Origin of the sequence: Rhizosphaericola mali (assembly GCF_004337365.2) — a bacterium.
In the GTDB taxonomy this organism is placed as follows: Bacteria; Bacteroidota; Bacteroidia; order Chitinophagales; family Chitinophagaceae; genus Rhizosphaericola; species Rhizosphaericola mali.
In genome coordinates this window covers 1,347,424-1,366,629 of the sequence record NZ_CP044016.1, presented here as the reverse complement: position 1 = coordinate 1,366,629, position 19,206 = coordinate 1,347,424, and the positions used below count along the sequence as shown (strand labels likewise).

Below are 19,206 nucleotides of genomic sequence, written 5' to 3'. Positions count from 1 at the left end.
TATTTGAATTATTAATGGGTTGCTAGATTATCTGGATGTTGTGCATTCTTACCATATAATTCAGCTTCAAAGTGTACACTCTCTTCATCCTCTGGATCAAGTGATACAGATTGCCTGCTTGTCTTATTCAATGCCCATGCAAATACTAATGGTAGTATTAATAATGCAGCAAATGTTGAAGAAAATAAACCTCCAATAACTGCTCTACCAAGAGGAGCGGTTTGATCCCCAGACTCAGATAGTCCAGATGCCATCGGTACCATACCTACAATCATTGCGACACTCGTCATTATAATAGGCCTTAATCTCAATGATGCAGCTTCCTTTGCAGCTTCCTTTGCAGATTTTCCAGATTTCCATAGATGTTCAGCATTCGTAACTAGAAGTACAGCATTACTAATAGAAACCCCCACGGACATAATCATTCCCATATAAGATTGTAGGTTCAATGTACAACCTGTTACTTTTAGGAATAATAGAGATCCAGCCAATACCGCAGGAACTGTACATAGTACAACCAATGATACTTTCATTGATTGGAAATTTGCAGTCAACATCAAGAATATTACAATAATTGCAACTAACAATCCCGCTTGTAAACTAGACAAGGTATCTGTCAAAACAGGGCTTTCACCTAAAACCGACATAGTAAGACCACGTGGTAATTGTCCAATATTATCTACGGCTTTAGTCACATCTCTTGTCGCTGTACCTAAATCCATATGATTCAAATTGGCAGTTACATTCAAAATTGGTAATGCTCCTATATCATCAACTTCACCTACGGTTGTATCCATGACAACAGTTGCTAGGTCTTCCAAAATTGGCCGTGATTGATTAGGAACCACTGGTATCTCTTTGATATTATCAAGACTTGTCATTTGATTAATAGGAATCTCAACCTGTGCATAATAAGAGTTGTTGATTTTAGGATCTAGCCAAATATTTTTAGCGGTATAACGTGATGATGATGTTGCTGCAATAATTGATTTTGATACTGTTTGAATATCAGTACCTAATTGTGCAGCTCTCACTCTATCAATATTTATTTTAATAGAAGGATAATGGATTGCTTCATCGATCTGAACGTCACGCAAATATGGAATTTGTTTTAGTTTATTTACAACTTTATTCGCATATTCTGCATTTTGAGCTTTGTTTTTACCTTTAATTTGAACTTCAATTGGCGTTGGTGACCCTTGTGCTAATATCTTACTTGTTAACTCGATTGGTTCAAATGACATTTTCATTTCAGGTGCTAATTTTTTCATTCGAGCTCTGAAAGCGTCTTTGAAATCGTCCATATTAACCTTATATCCCTCTTTAAATTCTACTTGCAATACAGCTTCTTGCGTTCCTGCCATAAACAAATAAACCGGGTTAGTAGAGAATGTTCCACCGTGCATACCAACCATTGCAGACGATATTTCGATATTCTTTTTTCCTACCTGGTCATATAATGCATTCAACGTTTTTAAAACGGCACTTTCAGTTACTTCTGCTTTTGTTCCATCTGGTTCACGTAAACGAACTTGAAATATACCAGCATTTGAATACGGTAAAATATCTTGACCAATATTTGCAACTAAAAGAATAATCCCACCAAAAGCAACAATTAAATAAATAATTACAACAGGCTTTCTCACCTTTAATAAGCGATCCATGAACTTAACAAAACGCGCATGAAATTTTTCAAATCCAGATAATTTTTTATCTGAATTGGTATCCTCTCTTAAAGCCATATCGCTTTTTTGATCCCATGTATCACTAGTAGCTTTTGCCGATGCGTCCTCACCATGTGGATGTTTATGTTCTTTCATTAACCAGTTAGCCAATACAGGAACCAATGTTTGCGCCATGAAATAGGAAGTAATCATTGCAAATGCAATTGCTAATGACAATGGTAAGAATAATGATCCTGGAATACCGCCCATAGTGAATGCTGGAGCGAATACCGCCAAAATACAAAATAGTACGAGCAACTTCGCAAATGCAATCTCCTTACAACCATCCCATATGGCGAGGGCTTTAGACTTGCCCATATCCATGTGCTGGTGTATATTCTCAATCGTCACCGTACTTTCATCCACCAGAATCCCAATCGCCAACGCTAATCCAGACAAAGTCATAATATTTATCGTTTGTCCAAATAAATACAAGAACAATACGGAGGAGATAATACAGGTAGGAATTGTTAAGATAACAATAAGGGCACCTCTTGGATCACCAAGAAATAAAAGTACCATCAAACCTGTCAATACTGCACCAATTGCACCCTCACTCATCAAACTCTTTACAGAGTTCATTACTTGTTTGGATTGGTCAAATTCATAGCTAACTTTTACATCTGACGGCAATTGCGCAGCAAAAATTGGAATTGCTTTTCTTAATCCTTGAACTACACTCCATGTAGAGGCGGTAGAAGATTTAGTAACTGGAAGATATACCGATCGTTTACCATTAACCAATACATAACCTTGTGTAATATCCGCTCCATCAGAAACAGTTGCAACATCTTTTACATACAAATTTTGAACACCATTATCCTTAAATAAAGGAATGTTTCCAAACTCTTGTACCGAGTTAATATTTGTATTTAAAGGTGTCTGATAATTGTAATTTCCTATTTGCACATTACCTGATGGCAATGCCAAGTTATTTGAAGTTAATGCAGAGACCAATTGATCTGGAGATATATTGTGTTGTCTCATTAGATCAGGATTCGCTTTAATCAAAATAGTTCTTGCATTACCACCGAATGGTGCAGGAGATACTAGACCTGGAATAGTATTAAAATTTGGACGAATATATACGTTCGCCAAATCCTGTAATTGGTTAACTGTTTTTGTTTGGCTACTTAATACCAATTGTCCCACAGGCAAAGTGGACGCATCAAACCTTAATATAAATGGAGGTTGAGATCCAGGAGGGAAGGACGCTTGGGCCCTATTAGAAAAAGCACTCACCTCGGCGGCCGCCTGCGCCATATTAGTACCTGGATAAAAAGTTAATTTTATCAATGTAAGACCTTGAATATTTTTTGATTCAATACTCTTAACCCCAGATACATACAACATCATGTTTACATAGTTCTTTGCAAAATATGCTTCCATTTGTTCTGGAGAGAAACCTCCGTATGGATGTGATATATATATAACTGGTAAATCGATTGCCGGAAAAATATCAATTTTGATTTTTTGCACAGCATTTATTCCAAAAAATACCAATGCTGCAACAAGTACCAAAATCGTAATTGGTTTCCTTAATGCGGTTCTTATTAATCCCATTGTAAATTCTTTATTTGGTTTAAAATATTCTCCTACTTAAAATTCATTTAAGAAGATGTCAAAATCACCTGTGGAAGCGGCTTTTAATAATAGCGCTTGCCATACATTGTTAAATGCAATGTATTTGTCCGTTTCCGCTTTGTTAATTGCATACAAAGCTTGTGTTACATCGATGATTGTATTTAAACCATTTTTGTATAAGGTGGTTTTTTGTATAAATGCTTGATTTGCCGCATTCAATTCAGTAGGAACTTCTTTATAATTAACTAGTGCATTTTTCACTTTCGCGTTGGCTAATGCTACTTGAGAATTCAATTGTTGGTCTACTCTTGCATATTCATTTCTCAAACCTGACGTGGTCATTTGTTGACTTAGCAATTGCTTTCTCAATCTGAATGGGGTAGAAAGATCCCAAACCATCCCAATACCAACCAAATAATTCTGACGTGTCCGTCCGACACCTTTCCAATAATTAGTTGTATAATCATCTAAATCGGTAGAACTATAGCCCGATCCAAATCCCGAAGCGCGACTTTGATAAGTAGAGAAAAATTTGAAAGTAGGATAATACTGTGTTTTAATATATTTTTCCTGTGCTCTACTTTGATCAATTTTGCTATTGTAAAATTGTAACAATGGGTGAGAAGGACCATATTGAATAGAACTATCCAAAAAATTAGAAGGTATACGTGTTATAAACATCGTATCTAAAAAAGGCTCTGATGTATCTCTAATTCCTAAATATTGTATTAAATAATTCGCCAATTGGATTTCATTATCTTTTGCTCGTATCATAGCCATTTTCGCGTTAGAAACTTCAGCTACAGCAAGAGATGAATCCACTCCTGGATTTAATCCACTGAGGACTCTTGGAACTACCGCATTTTTTACTGCAGTTGCTCTATTAAGATTGTCCGTTGCAACTTTAGTCAACTGTTGAGCACCTAAAAGATTAAGATATGCTGCACATACTTTGATTTTATCTTCAAATATCTCTTGGTTCAGATCACTTGCTTTATTTTTAAGATCACTTTGAGCTGCTTTTATTCCTGCTCTTATTTTACCAAAAGAATAGAAATCCCAGTTAATACTTGCTAAATATAAACCGCCATATGCCGCATTCCAATTTTGAGAAGCTAACATAGGTCCGGTAGAGTTTAATCCCCCTGTTCCATTTATCCCCAAAGAAAACCCTGGACCATAAATATTGTTAATTGTTCCATAGTTATTTTGTGCCGAAATTGTTAAATCGGGTATTGCTTGAAGTTTGCTATATTGAACTTGCGCTTCCCCAGCATTCACATAGTTCTTCTTAGCTTGAATAATTGCATAATTATTCATTGCTGTATCTATAGCCCCTCGCATACTTAATGTGTAGCTTTGGGAAAATGCCGTTATCCGCAAAAAAGAAAAAATAAATAGCAGCAGGCATTGGATTTTAATATTCCTGTAAACCATAAAAATTTTATTTATTTAAATTGAGTTTGGTTACTTTAACTAACAAAAAGTCATTGAAGAATATAGCTATTAAAATTAATCAAAATATTAAATATAATAACTATTAATTCTTATTTACTAAAAAGTTGTAAAGAGTATAAAATCAACAGTTTTCAGGAGGTCCCCGTAAGTTGTATTTATGACTATAAATCTCACTGTGAAAATTACTAATGGTGTTTAAAAATTTTTTCTCTTCAATATAGGTTACTAGCGGCTGGATAATAAAACTTGGGAAAATGACATCAAATGTGCTGTCATTTTCAAAAATTTTATTACACTTACCTGTTATATCGGGATTATGTAATTTTCCTAAATGTTTATAAGATTTATACTTTGAACAAGATTGTTCTTTATAAATATGTGTAGTAATGTAATTATTCACCATCATACAAAATCCTATCCTTTGTATAAATAATACAATTAAGAAGATGGATAAAACTTTGATTTTGGTATTAGATTTTCGCATTTTAAGGACAATTCTGATAAAGTACAGTTGTTAGACCGAAGATATTAAAAAACGTTTAAGCAAACGAATATAATCTTCAAAATTAATTCAGTTTTGGCTCCTTTAAATAGAAAGTGCTCACGATTGTAAGCACTTTCTAATATTTTATTTATTTGCGATACTAATCAGCTCAACATCAAACACCAATGCCGATCCAGGTTTTATAACAGGCCCTGCTTGTCTATTGCCATATGCCAGTGCTGATGGTATATATAATCTCCACTTGCTACCGACGGGCATCAATTGTAACGCTTCGGTCCAACCTTTAATCACGCCACTTACAGGTATATCCAATGGTTCGCCGCGATCTACTGAACTGTCAAATACAGTTCCATCAATTAATTTACCTGTATAATGTACCTTCACCGTATCTTGTAATGTGGGTTTTAAGCCCGTTCCTGGTGTCAGTATTTTGTATTGTAATCCGTCTGGCAAAACAACAACACTTGCGTCCCTTTTATTTTTTTCCAAAAATTCTTCCCCAGCTTTGATATTTCCCTCGGCTTTCTTTTCAGACATACGTTGGGCCGTTTGCATCATTACCGTATTCGCTTGATCTTCCGATAATAAAGTAGAATCTCCGTGCATACCATCCTCTATGGCTTTATTCAAAACTGGAATATTCAAGTTTTCGACCCCCTGTGCTTTATAAAATTTAGCCATACTAATACCAATAGCATAACTTAATGAATCAAACTGATTTTTTAAAACGACACTTTTAGTTGTAGGCACATGTTTTTTGGCTGTGGTGTGTATCTGTGAAATTTTCTTTTTTGTTTGGGCCAACGTACAAAGCGTTGATAATGCTCCAATTCCAACGAATATTAATCTATATTTTTTCATATCAATTTTTTGAGTGCTCGAAAATAGGGCAAAATTTAAGAATTTACTACATTTGCGCTTCTTAAAAAAGTTAAAACATTGGTTGTGACTTTTTATTAATTAAATTATTACAATGAAACATTCGCAAACCATCGGTTTCGTTTTGAGCCTTTTGATCATCGGTATTTGCTTTTTACCATGGAGTTTCTATACCACTTTGCATTTTAGTGCGACAGGCTTAAATGCACAACAATTAGGATATGGTAAGCCCGGTTTGTTGAATATATTTTTTAGCTTAGTAGCTGCACTCTTTTTTATTATTCCTAATGTTACAATTAAAAGAATTAATCTTTTCATAGCTGCATTAAATATTGCTTGGGCGATTAGAAATTATGTTTTGTTGAATACATGCTCTGGAGGAGATTGTCCCAAACTTCAATATGGAATGTATCTGTTAATATTAGTTTCTGCAGGTATTTTATTGATGTCCATGTTACCTACTTATCGTACAAAATTTGGAGAGGAATAGTTTTTAAATTTCCGTTCTTAAATAGTATTTGAATAGTTGGCGGCTGATCATCTCGGCACCCAAACTCTCTAAATGTGGCGTGTACACTTGGCAGTCGATCAATTGTACACCTTCAGATTGTAACCATTGGACCATATTGATAAATGCATATTTGCTTGCATTACTTTCTTTGGCAAACATACTTTCTCCGAAAAAAATATTTCCCAATTTAATACCATATAATCCACCAACTAACTCATTATTCAAATAAGTTTCACCAGAAATAGCATAACCTTTTTCATGTAAATTAACGTAAGCGGCTTTCATCTCTGGCGTAATCCAAGTACCATCTTGACCTCTACGTTCAATAGATTTACAATTGTCAATTACACCTTTGAAATTTTGATTTTGTTTAAATTGAAAATAATCTTTGTGAAGCAATTGCTTCATCGAGTGTGATATTTTCAACTTTTCAGGAAATAAAACGAAGCGTGGACTAGGACTCCACCAAAGTGGCACATTCTCCTCATACCAAGGGAAAATACCAGATTTATATGCTAATAATAGTCTTTGAGTTGAGAGATCACCACCCATAGCTAAAAGCCCATCTTCTAAAGCATCTTCGATAGGCGGAAACCATAAATTTTCATTTAATATATGCAGAGGCATAGAATATTGTAGCAGAAATGAAACAGATTAATCAGCTAATTGCTCGATAGTCACACCGATACCACGCTCTGATATTTCATCTTTCATAGGTTTTAAGGTATCGTAATCACCATTTTTGACCGCATATTTTCCTTTAGTGTGTATTAGAAGTGCACATTGCTCAGCTTGTACTTCTGAGTGACCACATACATCAATTAATGTTTCAATTACCCATTCAAAAGTATTTATTTCGTCATTCCACAATATCAATTGAAACGTCGAAACATTTGATACCAAAACATCGATATCTAATTCTTCTTCATGGAGAGGAGCCGTTTGAATATTTAAATGATTCATTTGCATCATAATTCAAAGTTAAAACATCAATTTTAACCTTCCAAAATTACACCATCAGAAACAGCGTTATTTTGACCTTCCCATAAAACTTTAACTTTTTGGGAAAAATAAGAATCTATAGTTCGACCGACATAATCTGCTTGGATCGGCAATTCTCTGTTAAATCGGCGATCAATCAATACACATAGTTCGACTTTTTTAGGACGACCAAAATCAATGATTGCATCCAATGCCGCTCTAATCGTGCGTCCAGTCCACAAAACATCATCAATTAGTATGACATTTTTATTTTCCAAACTAAAATTAATCTCGGTTTTATTGGCAATATGTAGTTCATTGCGGACATCATCACGATAAAATGTAATGTCTAATTTACCATATTTTATTTGATCCCTAGATATAAGAGAACCAATTTCCTCCACAATTTTATCACTGACAAAAATCCCGCGTGGTTGCAATCCTATTAGAACTGTATTCTCCAAATTGATATGATTTTCTAAGATCTGATGTGCTAGTCTTTTCAGACTCAACTTAATCTGATTATTAGAAAGTATAGATTGCGTACTCATAATGTGCCGTACTTATTTGTTTATAAAAAGTTATAAAGTTAGTGTTTTTAAATATTTTATCTAATTTTAACGTGTTTAAAATTAAAACTTTATGCTACAAAGAAGAAAGTTCCTAGAAATGGGAACATTGGGTATTGGAACTATATTTACAAAAAACGCGTGGGGATTTTCTGGCAAAGCAAATGGTAAAAAACCATTGGTATTATCTACATGGGATGCTGGCATTGACGCGAATAAAGAAGCATGGAAAATTTTGCGCAGCGGTGGCAGAGCCTTTGACGCTGTGGAAAAGGGTGTGATGGTTACAGAATCTTCTATTAATTGTTGTGTTGGATTAGGTGGTAATCCTGATCGTGAAGGCATAGTGACTTTAGATGCGTGTATCATGGATGAATTCGGAAATGCTGGTGGCGTTTTAGCATTAGAACGAATTTTACATCCCATCTCTGTAGCAAGAAGAGTAATGGAAAAAACGCCACACGTTTACCTTGTAGGAGATGGAGCACAGATGTTTGCAGTCGAACAAGGATTTCCATTAGAACCGCAAAAATTATCTCCAGATGCAGAGAAAGAATACAAAAAATGGTTAGAAAAATCAGACTATAAACCTCAAATTAATATAGAACAAAAAGAAGGTGGACAAACTGCTTTTGCACCTAATAAATTATCCAATGGTGCATGGAATCACGATACTATTGGGATGATTGCTATTGATGCAAATGGAAATCTTAGTGGTAGTTGTACGACTAGTGGTATGGCATTTAAAATGCGTGGTAGAGTAGGAGACTCTCCTTTAGTTGGAGCTGGTTTGTTCGTAGATAATGAAGTCGGTGCTGCCGTTTCAACAGGATTGGGTGAAGAAGTGATTAAAGTTTGTGGTACGCATTTAGTAGTAGAATTGATGCGACAAGGTTATAGTCCCGAAAATGCTTGTAAAGAAGCAGTAAATCGTATTGTAAAACACAATGGTATCGCGAAATCTAAAGAAATTCAAGTTGGATTTCTCGCTTTAAACAAAAAAGGAGAATATGGTGCTTATTGTATCCAAACCGGTTTTAGTTTCGCAGTGTGTGATTCTGATACACACAATGAATTAATCCCATCTAAGCACATGATTTAATGGGGAATAGTTATAGTATTAAAAAAGGTTCTATTTTTCAATAGAACCTTTTTTAATTTTTATAAAGAAACCGTTTCTTTTAGTAATAAATTATCCGAACTACTTCCTATACAGATCTCATAAGGGCCGTGTTCTACACTCCATTGTTCATTTTTACCGAAAGTTTGCATTTTTTCTTTATTCAAATAAAATACAACTTCTTTTTCCTCTTGGGGCTGTAATAAGATATGACTAAAATTACGCAATTGTATTTCAGGTTTTACAGTTGAACTGACAATAGTATGAACATATAATTGCGGAATTTCAGTTCCTGCAATATTGCTTACATTTTTAATTTTAAAGCTAACCTTTAGCAAATTTTCTCCATCGTTTATATGTTCAACATGCAAATTGCTATAGTCAAATTTGCTATAACTCAAGCCATAACCAAATGCAAATAGTGGCTTTGCGGACTCTTCTACATAGTTATGCTTTACAGGGCGATCATGATTATAATATACAGGCAATTGACCAACAGATCTTGGAATCGTTATGGGTAATCGACCAGATGGATTATAGTCTCCAAATAATACATCCGCAATACCATTGCCACCTTCTTGACCAGGATACCAAGCTGCCAATATAGCAGGAACATGTTCAGATGGCCAATTAATATTCAGAGGTCGACCTTCTATAGTTACAAGAACGACAGGCTTACCTGTTGCAACTATAGCTTTAATCAATTTGTTTTGTAAACCCATCAAATCAAGAGATGTACGATCATAACCTTCGCCACTTTCCATATCACTTAGGATTTCATTTTTACCATTCTCTTTAACAGTAGCAGCTCCAGTGGCTTTGTATTCTGTTTTAAAATCACGCGCACTAGACCCTCCAACTACAACGATTGCGACTTCAGCATTTTTAGTTGCATTTACTGCGGCCTCAATATTTTGTTCAGTAGTATCTCTAATATTACAACCTTTTACATAGTTGATGTTGGCATTGGGTAATTTATTTTTAATACCTTTTAAGACTGTAATAATTGCGTTTGGATCTTGTGGTGCAGTATAGTCTCCTAATTGGTTATACATATTGTCCGCATTTGGTCCAATGATCGCAATATTTTTCAAAGATTTAGAAAGAGGTAAAAGTACTTTTCTATTAAATGGTTCGTTTTTCAATAAAACCACAGACTCTTTCGCTAAATCTCTAGCTATCTGAATATGCTCTTTACTACGAACTATTTTCTCTGCAATTTTTACATCTACATAAGGATTTTCAAATAATCCTAAATCTATTTTTGCTTTTAATAATCTTCCAACTGCTGTATCGATTTGAGCCAAACTTACCCAACCAGAATCGTACGCTTCTTTAAGATTTTTTCCAAATCCATTACCTCCTAGATCCGTATCTACACCAGCCTTTAATGCTTGAGAAGCTCCATCTGCAAGACTTTTTGCAGTATTATGTGTTGTGAAAATACCTTCAATACTACCCAAATCAGAAACGGTAAATCCATTAAAATGCCATTGCTTACGCAAAATATCTGTAAATAATACCGAATCTGAAGTACAAGGAATTCCATCAATGGAATTATAAGAGGTCATTACGGAACCAACTCCAGCTTTAACTGCGGCCTTAAATGGATACAATATATTTTCATTCAAATCTCTTTTTCCTAACGTTACACTTCCTCCATTTTGTCCAGCATCAGACATGCCATATGCGGCGAAATGCTTCAATGTTGAGATGGTTTTAAATGGGCCATTTTGTAAACCTTGTACCATGGCAACGCCCATTTGCATTACTAGTTCTGGATCTTCTCCAAATGTCTCTTCCACTCTTGACCAACGCGGCTCTCGTGCTAGATCAAGTATAGGACCATAAACTATATGTGAACCTTGACTTCTAGTCTCTGCTGCAATAGCTTGTCCCATTTTCCGAATTAATGCCGTATCCCAAGTAGATGCTTGACCAATTGCTGTCGGAAAAACGGTCGTTCCTATTGCCATTACGCCATGCATTCCTTCCTCTGCAAGCATTATAGGAATATGATTATCATCATGTTGTGTGGCATATTTTTGAATGGCATTTGTAACTTCCACCGCCTGTTTTACCGTCAAACCTGTTTTTAAAGTAACACGCGTCCAAGGATCAGCTCTCAATGTACCCCAAAACATCCCGGGTAAATATTGTTTAGATTTTAATTTCTCTGAAGTGGCAACAGTATTTCCTGTTTTGGAATACATTTCCCAACCAAAAACGGCAGAAAGTTCATTGATTTTTTCATCCAATGACATTTTCGATAAGAGTGTTTGAACCGTAATTGGCGTCGATGTAGAAATCGTTTTTTGACCAAATACGCCAAACTGGGTACAGGATAAAGATAGAAGTAGAAAAACCTTTCGCATAATTGTAGCTTAAATGTTTACTGCCACAAGTTACGAACCTATTTTATATACTTTTAAAAAAGTAATAAAAAGTTTTTAAAAAAAATTAGTAACTCTAATGAATACTTTGTAATGGTTGCATATTTTCATAAATAGCGCCTTGCTGGTAAGCATTTTGAAAATATTGTTGGATCATCTTATCTACGACCACTTTATTATCTGCACATTGAATCAGATTAGCGTTCTCATTTTTTTGTTCCAACCAACTATAAAATCTATTTGAATCAATTTCCTCAATTTTACCCAAAATTGGTACGCCAAAAGATTTGAGACTTTCCGCATTGCATAATTGTTCGTATTGCTTTTTAATGGGAATACACATCAATTTTTTACCTAAATAAAGCGTTTCTGCAGGCGTTTCAAATCCTGCACCGGTAATCACACCTTCAGATTTAATCATACTTTTAGAAAATCCAACATTATCAATAGGGAAAAATTTCAAATTTTCTTCTTCGTATGGTTTAAATATAAAAGGAGAAAATATCTCAAATGAAACATCTTTGAATTTGGAAAAAGTATCTCTCAACGCGAGATTTCCATAGTGTGGAAGGTAAACGGTAATATGACCTTCATTTTTCACATTCGCTTTTTTGATTGATTCTTTTACGATCGGAGGAAAGATAAAGTCATCATAATTTTTGAAATGAAAACCAAGATATTTATCTGCTTTCGCATAGTGCCTCAAAACCCATTCACCTAAAAGGTCTTTACTATCGGGACGAGGTGTCTTATTAGAGAGAAAACTAGCCTGATGTCCTAATGCCACAGAGGAGCATTTTTTCAACTGACAAGCGAGCGCAGTGATGGATTCAAAATCGTTGATAATTAAATCGTATTTCTCCAAAGGCAATTCTTTGGCATCTTTCCACACGCCATATAAACGTAGGGATTTGATTGTTTTTTTATAGTCTAATCCTCCAGATGGATTGTAAAAAAAACTCAAACCTTTACTTCTGTATTTTACAGGAAATCCAGGTTGCAAACTACTATTGGCACCACTAAGAAACACATCAACATCGGCGTATTGCGATAGATACGGTAAAAGTTCCTTTGCTCGAGCAATATGACCATTTCCAGTGGCTTGTACGGCGTAAAATATTTTCATATATGGTGATTTGAAGTGTTTAATCACTTATACCAAAATTCTACAACTAATATTACTTGACTATTAAGGAATCGTAAATAAAATATTAATTATTAACTCTTTAGGAATTGTCGGAACCAATGTGCAGATTGCTTTAATGTACGTTCTTGTGTGACCCTATTGACATGAACTAGTCCAAATGTAGGAGTATAACCAAAACTCCATTCAAAATTATCTGTCAATGTCCAAGAAAAATAACCATTTATGGGAAGACCTTTATTTTTTAATTTTAATAACTCTTTCAAATGTGTATGATAGTAAGCAATGCGTTTTTTGTCATCTATGACACCGTTTTTCATCGTATCTTTAAATGATGCACCATTTTCTGTAACTATAATATTTTTGATATTCTTGTATTGAGCAAATTGCTCGATGATAGCTCCGAACATTTGACTATTGACTTCCCATCCCAAGCTGGTTATAGGAACTTTTCGAACCAAAGGTTTTACTTCACTTGCAAATAAATAGGGGATAAATGCATTATATTTTACTGTAAGTGGAAAATAATTTTGCACGCCAATAAAGTCAAAATCAAATTGCATTTTCTCCTTATGACGCCAACCTAAATTATGCAATTCTAGTTTTTCTAATAGTTTAAAACCCGGCACTTTGGGATAACCTAATCCTAATACGGGTTCTAAAAATAAACGATTCATCAATGCATCTACTCTTTTAGCAGCATTAATATCTTCAATCGAATCTGTATATGGTACTATTTTCGAACAAGAAAAAGTTGTTCCTATAACTGCATTGGGAACTAAATCACGAATAATGCGACCACCTTCTGCCTGACACAATAAAGTGTGATGAACAGCAGGGAAAAAATTGGAAAATCCTCGTTTACCTGGCGCATGTTTACCTAAAAAATAGCCCAAAGAAGTATAGCCCATAGGTTCATTTAGAATAATCCAATGTTTTACACGATCACCAAATGCTTCAGCACAAGTTTTTACATAATATGAAAACCAAATCAACATTCTATGGCTTGTCCAACCACCTTCTTTTTCCAATATTTCAGGTAAATCCCAATGATATAAAGTGAGATATGGCGTTAAACCTTTTTTAAGACAATCGTCTATGATCTTATCATAGTATTCAATAGCTTTTTTATTGACCACCCCAATACCTTCAGGTATGAGTCGCGACCAAGATATAGAAAAGCGAAAAGCGTTAAATCCAATATTTTGGACGATACTATGATCTTCTTTGTAACGATGGAGGTAATCGCACGTTTCACCGATGGTTTGGCTATTTTTAATTTTACCTTTTTTATCGGCAAATGTGTCCCAAATAGAATCCGAACGACCTAATGCATGTCTTCCACCTTCATTTTGTTGGGCTGCAATGGCTACGCCCCACACAAAATCTTTTCCAAACTTATGCGCAAATAACCCGTCGTCCTTCATTGTTGCGTATCGATTAATATTTGGAAAATTAATCGCTTTTGCTTGTCAATCAGGACTTTGTAATATTATCTTTTTATGAAATTATTGCCACTATAGTTCCAGAAATGTTTGAATCGATTGATTTAATTGATCTGGAGCTTCAAACATGGATAAATGTCCAACATTTGGATAAATATGAACTGAAGAAATATTCGGAAGGGAAACTTGTGGTATTACTTGCGCCAATGGAGCCGCTTTATCTTCTGTACCAATGGCAAAAAATACAGGTTTGCCCGTATTCAAAATTTTCGTTCGATCTTTTCTTTGAATCATGATACTTTGAAAATTTTGCAAACTTTCTACAGTTGATTTTTCCGCGTAGCTTATCAATTGGGCAATAATTGTTTCGTTTTTATTAGCAAAATCAGGTGCAAAATTACTTTTGATAGCATTTTTACAATAATTAGTAACACCCAATTTTTCAATATTCTCTATCGCTACAAAACGACCTTCAATCTTTTCATCCGAATCGGCAACTGCGGTTGAATGAATCATTCCAAATTTGGATAAAAAATCAGGAAATAATTCTGCAAAAGCCAAAGTAATATATCCGCCCATACTATGTCCTAGCATAGTTACTTTTTCAATATTTTCATGGGAAATGATCGTGTGTAAAACCTTTGCATAATCTTCTACGGTAGCAATATTTTCATTAAATGGAGAATTACCAGCACCAGGAAGATCTGGAATAATTAAACTATAATTTTCTTGTAAAAAGGCAATTTGATTTTGAAAAATGTGTTGATCTTCTGGATAACCATGCACTAACACAAGAAATGGCCCACTATTTTTTACAATAGAATAAGCAACATGTTCACCTTCAATTTCCAAATATTTTTCTTCCATTATTTTCTCTTTTGTAGTGAAATAATTCGGTATGCATCTCGATAAGTTATCAATAAAATGATGGGAAGTAATGCGATATTAAACTGTTGTGGCAACCAAAACCAACCGCCAATAAGTACTATATTTAATAGAAAACAAACAACAAAATAAGCTTTATGCCATTTTCTATTTTTGATCAAACTAAAAGCAACAATAATATTAAAAGGCATTGCCCAAAGCAAATTATAGTTTTCCTTACAAACGGTATGATCCGTACAAGTCCACATTACAAACAATAATACACCCAAAAGCCCCGTCAAAAACAAAAACAAACTATCTAAAATATTATTGACTGCAATATTTTTTCTGAAAAAATAATATACAACTACAAATGCCATTGCAAGAATAATCGTAAAAATAAGTGGCGCGTAATTGTTGCTTGGTTCAATAGGAGAAGGAAGATTAAGCACCGTAGATGTTGATTTTACCAATTTCTGATTGCCAATATTGGCATTATCCAAACCTAATTTGAAATAATCAGGTAAAAACATGGCGCCATAATCATCTATTGGTTTATCCATCAAACTTCCTAACAATAAATCAATACCCAATTTGCTCCAACTTTGTCCAGCTTTATCCAAATAATTATGAATGAGCATTCTTGGTGTAGTACCCTTCGCAATAATTGGTTTGGTTATTTTTATATTAGGGAAAGTTTTTAATAAAATATCTCGTGGACGTGTGGAGCAATTATCCAACCAAAAATCATATTTATAAAACTTATTTGCACCGATTAAGTTTTGAGTTAAACGATCTAAAATTGTTTGTTTCTCAATTTCAGTAAGGTTTAATTCTTGTTCCCATACGCTGCGTTGCTCCATTTGATATTCATTCAAAAAATCGCTGTAACTATATGCATCTAACATATATTTCAACTTGCCGCGCATAAATCGAATATAAAAAACAGGATCATCATAGTTCAAAACTTCTCCGATAACACCATAATTATACACAATATCACTGCCTTGAGTACTATCAATAATGCGAATTGCAGTATGTCCGAAGGTAGAATATAGCTCTGGTCCCGGCGCACAAGTCAGAATACTAATGCGTAATTTTCTAGTTTGCGCTTGGCTAGGAATTGCGAACAAACATATATTTGTAAAAAGAAAAACGAAGACTTTTTTAATCGACATATAGTTAATTTATATCAAGCGAAAATAAGTCATCCAAATGCTTTTGAATATAATCTTCGCAAAAATCATGGAGAATTTTATATTTGCCACGATCAGAATCAAATATTATGGACAAGAAAGCGCTCGTTTCAGAAATTTTTCAAAAAAAATCTTATTTGTGTGTGGGTTTGGATACCGATCGTAGCAAGTTGCCCGCACATCTAAAAGAAGAAAAAGATGGAATAATTATTTTCAATAAAGCTATCATTGAAGCGACGAAAGAATATTGTGTTTCTTACAAAATCAATACGGCGTTTTACGAAGCGAGAGGCTTGAAAGGTTGGGAAGAGATGCAAGAAACTTTGTCATTTATCCCAAAAAAACATTTTACCATCGCAGATGCAAAACGTGGTGATATTGGCAATACCTCGGCACAATATGCCAAAACATTTTTCGAGACTTTAGATTTTGATTCTATCACAGTTGCGCCATATATGGGCGAGGACAGTATCCGTCCCTTTTTAGATTATGAAAATAAAGTCACCATCGTATTAGGATTGACTTCAAATAAAGGTGCAAATGATTTTGAATTGCAAAAAATGGGGGATCAATTTTTGTATGAAAAAGTGTTGCATACGGTTTCTAAATGGGGTAATGAAGACAATCTGATGTTTGTTGTTGGTGCTACACAAGCCCATGAATTAGCCAATATTCGTAAAATTATTCCACAAAATTTCTTGTTAGTTCCTGGTGTCGGAGCACAAGGTGGCAGTCTGCAAGACGTGACACATTATGGGAAAAATGAAGAAATTGGATTGTTGATCAATTCTAGTCGAGGTATTATATACGCAGACAATTCCGAAAATTTTGCAAACGTAGCAGGTGAAAAAGCGAAAGAATTACAACAAGAAATGTCCGTATTATTTAGCTAAAAATTTCTTCAATTTTAGCCTTTCTAAATGCAAATATGCGTTCCAATTTTTTACGAACAACGAAATGAAATAGATTGGAAATAGGAGAGAAGGGCAGTGCATACTCCACTTTGTCAATCATTAAAACGCCATTGTCTTTTGGGTAAAATAGATGCTGATGATGCCAGCGTTTATATGGACCTTTTTTCTGCGTATCAATAAATTCCGATGGATAAATAACTTTTTCAATTTCCGTTTGCCAATAAAATTTAATTTTTGAAAATGGTGTAATCGTATAATCGATCAACATACCATCCGTAATCGTAGCAACATTAACCTGTTTGGTTAATACTATAAAATTCAATTCCTCAGGTGTGATAATTTGGAGATTATTAGGATTGGAAAAAAAATGCCAAACCGTTTCTATATCTTCCGCAATAAATTGTTCTTGATATATAGAATACATGGTTATTGTTTTTCGGTATAGGTAGCTGGATTTATTGCTTCTGGGCTCCAATCTTTCAGAAATGCGAATACTTTTTTCGGATCATGCCCCACTTTTCCATCACCGGTTTCCAAATAAGAGGAATTTTCGGTATTCAAACGATGACCATTTTTATCTAAAACAACAAATACCGGAAATCCAAATCTTTGCGGATAGCCTAACTCTGCCAAAATAGGTAGATTTTTATTTTCCTTACTATAATTGAGATGTACGATTTCATAATTTTTATTCAAATAATTGTGAATCGCAGTATCCGTATTTGTTAAATTATTAAATGCTAAACACCAACTGCACCAATTTCCACCTATCTGAATTAGAATATTTTTATTTTCCTTTTTTGCGAGCTCTTCGGCTTTTTGAATATCTGCTTTCGCATCCGCTTCAGGATGATAAACTAAAACTTTTTGAGTTTGAGCAATTGCAGCCAAACCCACTGTTTGAAATAAAATAACTAGTAAAAATTTCATATTTAAATATTTAAAACCAACCTTCATTGAGGCATTTTGATATTAACTCATTTGTACTTTTAGAATTTGTTTTGCGTAGAATATTTTTTTTATGATTATTGACCGTATGTACAGAAATAAAATATTCATTTGCAATATCCGAGGTACGTTTTCCCAAAGTTAATGCCTTTACTATAATTTTCTCTCTTACGGTCAACTCTGGTTGATATTTATTACGAACTAAATTGGCTTTCAAATCAATTTCATAAAAGTTATTTTCTCCCATTATCCCAATAGCAGTCAATTTGTAATTATTATCTTTTGTAAGATGATCAATTTTGCAATTGACATTTAAGGCTTGTAATGCCTTACCACTCTTATCTGTATTGATGATGATAAATTGATGTTGAAAAAGTTCATACGTCCCATCATGTAGTTTTTGACGATAATTATAGCAAAATTTATATTTTGATACATTGTTAAAGCCAATTTCCTTAATCATTAAATCTACCATTTTTTCTTCTGCTAATTGTACAAATGCCAGATCGTCTGGATGAATAGATCTTATAATATCCATAAGAGACAATTGGCTTGCTAGATCACCCAAAATATGATAGGGTTCATCATTAACGAGAATAATTTTATTTTGAATACAATCATATATAAATAAATAATTGGGACCAGGGCAAAACAATGTAGACAAAAACTGCGCTAAGTCCAAGTTAAAATCTTCGTGTTTTTCTGATACTGAAAAATATCTTAATGCAGAATTGTAAATATTAATAAATGCGTCGTTTTCTATTTTCATACAATCAATTTATTATTTCATTCAATTAAAGATAAAATATTTTGAATAAATTTTAAATAAAAAATTGATTTTATAAATATTAATTAACACAATGAAACTATTAGTAAATATTATCAAATTATAATTAAATCCATAATCTTATTAAATATTTTAATCAAGTGAATATTTTTCAATAAAATCAATATTTTTCAATCTTTACACT

17 protein-coding genes are annotated in these 19,206 nt (G+C 33.9%); 3 read left to right on the top strand and 14 right to left on the bottom strand.

Features of this window, described 5'->3' with window-relative positions:
- Positions 1 to 11 precede the first annotated feature (11 nt).
- The 3 genes from E0W69_RS05955 to E0W69_RS05945 all read right to left on the bottom strand — a co-directional run bounded on the left by E0W69_RS05955 (position 12) and on the right by E0W69_RS05945 (position 6,132).
- A complete protein-coding gene (locus E0W69_RS05955; protein WP_131329117.1) occupies positions 12 to 3,287 on the bottom strand; it encodes an efflux RND transporter permease subunit in 3,276 nt (1,091 codons plus the stop codon).
- 36 nt (positions 3,288 to 3,323) lie between these two features.
- Positions 3,324 to 4,652 (bottom strand): TolC family protein, encoded by a 1,329-nt coding sequence (locus E0W69_RS05950; protein ID WP_225321413.1) that lies wholly within the window; start codon positions 4,650 to 4,652, stop codon positions 3,324 to 3,326.
- Between the two features lie 742 nt (positions 4,653 to 5,394).
- Positions 5,395 to 6,132 carry an FKBP-type peptidyl-prolyl cis-trans isomerase gene (locus E0W69_RS05945; protein ID WP_131329115.1) on the bottom strand — a complete coding sequence of 246 codons (738 nt, stop codon included), beginning with the start codon at positions 6,130 to 6,132 and terminating at the stop codon, positions 5,395 to 5,397.
- A gap of 112 nt (positions 6,133 to 6,244) precedes the next feature.
- Here E0W69_RS05945 and E0W69_RS05940 point away from each other — a divergent pair, with 112 nt between their 5' ends.
- Positions 6,245 to 6,640: a hypothetical protein gene (locus E0W69_RS05940; RefSeq protein ID WP_131329114.1), complete on the top strand. Its 396-nt coding sequence runs from the start codon at positions 6,245 to 6,247 to the stop codon at positions 6,638 to 6,640.
- 3 nt (positions 6,641 to 6,643) lie between these two features.
- On the opposite strand, the gene aat is transcribed toward E0W69_RS05940, so the two are convergent.
- From aat to pyrR, 3 genes are read right to left on the bottom strand one after another with little or no spacing between them, the layout of a single operon-like run.
- Positions 6,644 to 7,288, bottom strand: coding sequence for a leucyl/phenylalanyl-tRNA--protein transferase (gene aat / locus E0W69_RS05935; RefSeq protein ID WP_131329113.1), 645 nt, complete (start codon positions 7,286 to 7,288; stop codon positions 6,644 to 6,646).
- Between the two features lie 27 nt (positions 7,289 to 7,315).
- Positions 7,316 to 7,633 (bottom strand): ATP-dependent Clp protease adaptor ClpS, encoded by a 318-nt coding sequence (locus E0W69_RS05930; protein WP_225321412.1) that lies wholly within the window; start codon positions 7,631 to 7,633, stop codon positions 7,316 to 7,318.
- A gap of 23 nt (positions 7,634 to 7,656) precedes the next feature.
- Positions 7,657 to 8,193 (bottom strand): bifunctional pyr operon transcriptional regulator/uracil phosphoribosyltransferase PyrR, encoded by a 537-nt coding sequence (gene pyrR / locus E0W69_RS05925; RefSeq protein WP_131329112.1) that lies wholly within the window; start codon positions 8,191 to 8,193, stop codon positions 7,657 to 7,659.
- 91 nt (positions 8,194 to 8,284) lie between these two features.
- Here pyrR and E0W69_RS05920 point away from each other — a divergent pair, with 91 nt between their 5' ends.
- Positions 8,285 to 9,313 carry an isoaspartyl peptidase/L-asparaginase family protein gene (locus tag E0W69_RS05920; RefSeq protein WP_131329111.1) on the top strand — a complete coding sequence of 343 codons (1,029 nt, stop codon included), beginning with the start codon at positions 8,285 to 8,287 and terminating at the stop codon, positions 9,311 to 9,313.
- A gap of 59 nt (positions 9,314 to 9,372) precedes the next feature.
- Here the strand turns inward: E0W69_RS05920 and E0W69_RS05915 are convergent, their stop codons facing one another.
- From E0W69_RS05915 to E0W69_RS05895, 5 genes are all read right to left on the bottom strand, one after another.
- Positions 9,373 to 11,706 carry a glycoside hydrolase family 3 N-terminal domain-containing protein gene (locus tag E0W69_RS05915; protein ID WP_131329110.1) on the bottom strand — a complete coding sequence of 778 codons (2,334 nt, stop codon included), beginning with the start codon at positions 11,704 to 11,706 and terminating at the stop codon, positions 9,373 to 9,375.
- Between the two features lie 94 nt (positions 11,707 to 11,800).
- On the bottom strand, positions 11,801 to 12,850 hold the full coding sequence (locus E0W69_RS05910; RefSeq protein WP_131329109.1) for a glycosyltransferase family protein: 1,050 nt from the start codon (positions 12,848 to 12,850) through the stop codon (positions 11,801 to 11,803).
- A 92-nt stretch (positions 12,851 to 12,942) separates the two neighbouring features.
- On the bottom strand, positions 12,943 to 14,295 hold the full coding sequence (locus E0W69_RS05905) for a glycoside hydrolase family 1 protein (protein ID WP_131329108.1): 1,353 nt from the start codon (positions 14,293 to 14,295) through the stop codon (positions 12,943 to 12,945).
- 90 nt (positions 14,296 to 14,385) lie between these two features.
- Positions 14,386 to 15,180 carry an alpha/beta fold hydrolase gene (locus tag E0W69_RS05900; RefSeq protein ID WP_131329107.1) on the bottom strand — a complete coding sequence of 265 codons (795 nt, stop codon included), beginning with the start codon at positions 15,178 to 15,180 and terminating at the stop codon, positions 14,386 to 14,388.
- Entirely contained in the window at positions 15,180 to 16,310 is a 1,131-nt protein-coding gene (locus E0W69_RS05895; protein ID WP_225321411.1) for an Lnb N-terminal periplasmic domain-containing protein, read from the bottom strand. The genes E0W69_RS05900 and E0W69_RS05895 overlap by 1 nt, the downstream gene beginning before the upstream one ends.
- 152 nt (positions 16,311 to 16,462) lie before the next feature.
- On the opposite strand from E0W69_RS05895, the gene pyrF reads away from it, so the two are divergent.
- Positions 16,463 to 17,266 (top strand): orotidine-5'-phosphate decarboxylase, encoded by an 804-nt coding sequence (gene pyrF, locus E0W69_RS05890; RefSeq protein WP_131329105.1) that lies wholly within the window; start codon positions 16,463 to 16,465, stop codon positions 17,264 to 17,266.
- Here the strand turns inward: pyrF and E0W69_RS05885 are convergent.
- The 3 genes from E0W69_RS05885 to E0W69_RS05875 are packed head-to-tail and all read right to left on the bottom strand — an operon-like array spanning position 17,259 to position 19,004.
- Positions 17,259 to 17,711 (bottom strand): SRPBCC family protein, encoded by a 453-nt coding sequence (locus tag E0W69_RS05885; protein WP_131329104.1) that lies wholly within the window; start codon positions 17,709 to 17,711, stop codon positions 17,259 to 17,261. The genes pyrF and E0W69_RS05885 overlap by 8 nt on opposite strands.
- Positions 17,712 to 17,713: 2 nt before the next feature.
- Positions 17,714 to 18,217 (bottom strand): thioredoxin family protein, encoded by a 504-nt coding sequence (locus E0W69_RS05880; protein ID WP_131329103.1) that lies wholly within the window; start codon positions 18,215 to 18,217, stop codon positions 17,714 to 17,716.
- A gap of 10 nt (positions 18,218 to 18,227) precedes the next feature.
- Positions 18,228 to 19,004, bottom strand: coding sequence for a helix-turn-helix transcriptional regulator (locus tag E0W69_RS05875; protein ID WP_131329102.1), 777 nt, complete (start codon positions 19,002 to 19,004; stop codon positions 18,228 to 18,230).
- Positions 19,005 to 19,206 lie beyond the last annotated feature (202 nt).

Coding starts and splice junctions, on each gene's coding strand:
- E0W69_RS05955 (WP_131329117.1), bottom strand. CDS start 3,287: ATGGGATTAATAAGAACCGCATTAAGGAAACCAATTACGATTTTGGTA.
- E0W69_RS05950 (WP_225321413.1), bottom strand. CDS start 4,652: ATGCGAGGGGCTATAGATACAGCAATGAATAATTATGCAATTATTCAA.
- E0W69_RS05945 (WP_131329115.1), bottom strand. CDS start 6,132: ATGAAAAAATATAGATTAATATTCGTTGGAATTGGAGCATTATCAACG.
- E0W69_RS05940 (WP_131329114.1), top strand. CDS start 6,245: ATGAAACATTCGCAAACCATCGGTTTCGTTTTGAGCCTTTTGATCATC.
- aat (WP_131329113.1), bottom strand. CDS start 7,288: ATGCCTCTGCATATATTAAATGAAAATTTATGGTTTCCGCCTATCGAA.
- E0W69_RS05930 (WP_225321412.1), bottom strand. CDS start 7,633: ATGATGCAAATGAATCATTTAAATATTCAAACGGCTCCTCTCCATGAA.
- pyrR (WP_131329112.1), bottom strand. CDS start 8,193: ATGAGTACGCAATCTATACTTTCTAATAATCAGATTAAGTTGAGTCTG.
- E0W69_RS05920 (WP_131329111.1), top strand. CDS start 8,285: ATGCTACAAAGAAGAAAGTTCCTAGAAATGGGAACATTGGGTATTGGA.
- E0W69_RS05915 (WP_131329110.1), bottom strand. CDS start 11,706: ATGCGAAAGGTTTTTCTACTTCTATCTTTATCCTGTACCCAGTTTGGC.
- E0W69_RS05910 (WP_131329109.1), bottom strand. CDS start 12,850: ATGAAAATATTTTACGCCGTACAAGCCACTGGAAATGGTCATATTGCT.
- E0W69_RS05905 (WP_131329108.1), bottom strand. CDS start 14,295: ATGAAGGACGACGGGTTATTTGCGCATAAGTTTGGAAAAGATTTTGTG.
- E0W69_RS05900 (WP_131329107.1), bottom strand. CDS start 15,180: ATGGAAGAAAAATATTTGGAAATTGAAGGTGAACATGTTGCTTATTCT.
- pyrF (WP_131329105.1), top strand. CDS start 16,463: ATGGACAAGAAAGCGCTCGTTTCAGAAATTTTTCAAAAAAAATCTTAT.
- E0W69_RS05885 (WP_131329104.1), bottom strand. CDS start 17,711: ATGTATTCTATATATCAAGAACAATTTATTGCGGAAGATATAGAAACG.
- E0W69_RS05880 (WP_131329103.1), bottom strand. CDS start 18,217: ATGAAATTTTTACTAGTTATTTTATTTCAAACAGTGGGTTTGGCTGCA.
- E0W69_RS05875 (WP_131329102.1), bottom strand. CDS start 19,004: ATGAAAATAGAAAACGACGCATTTATTAATATTTACAATTCTGCATTA.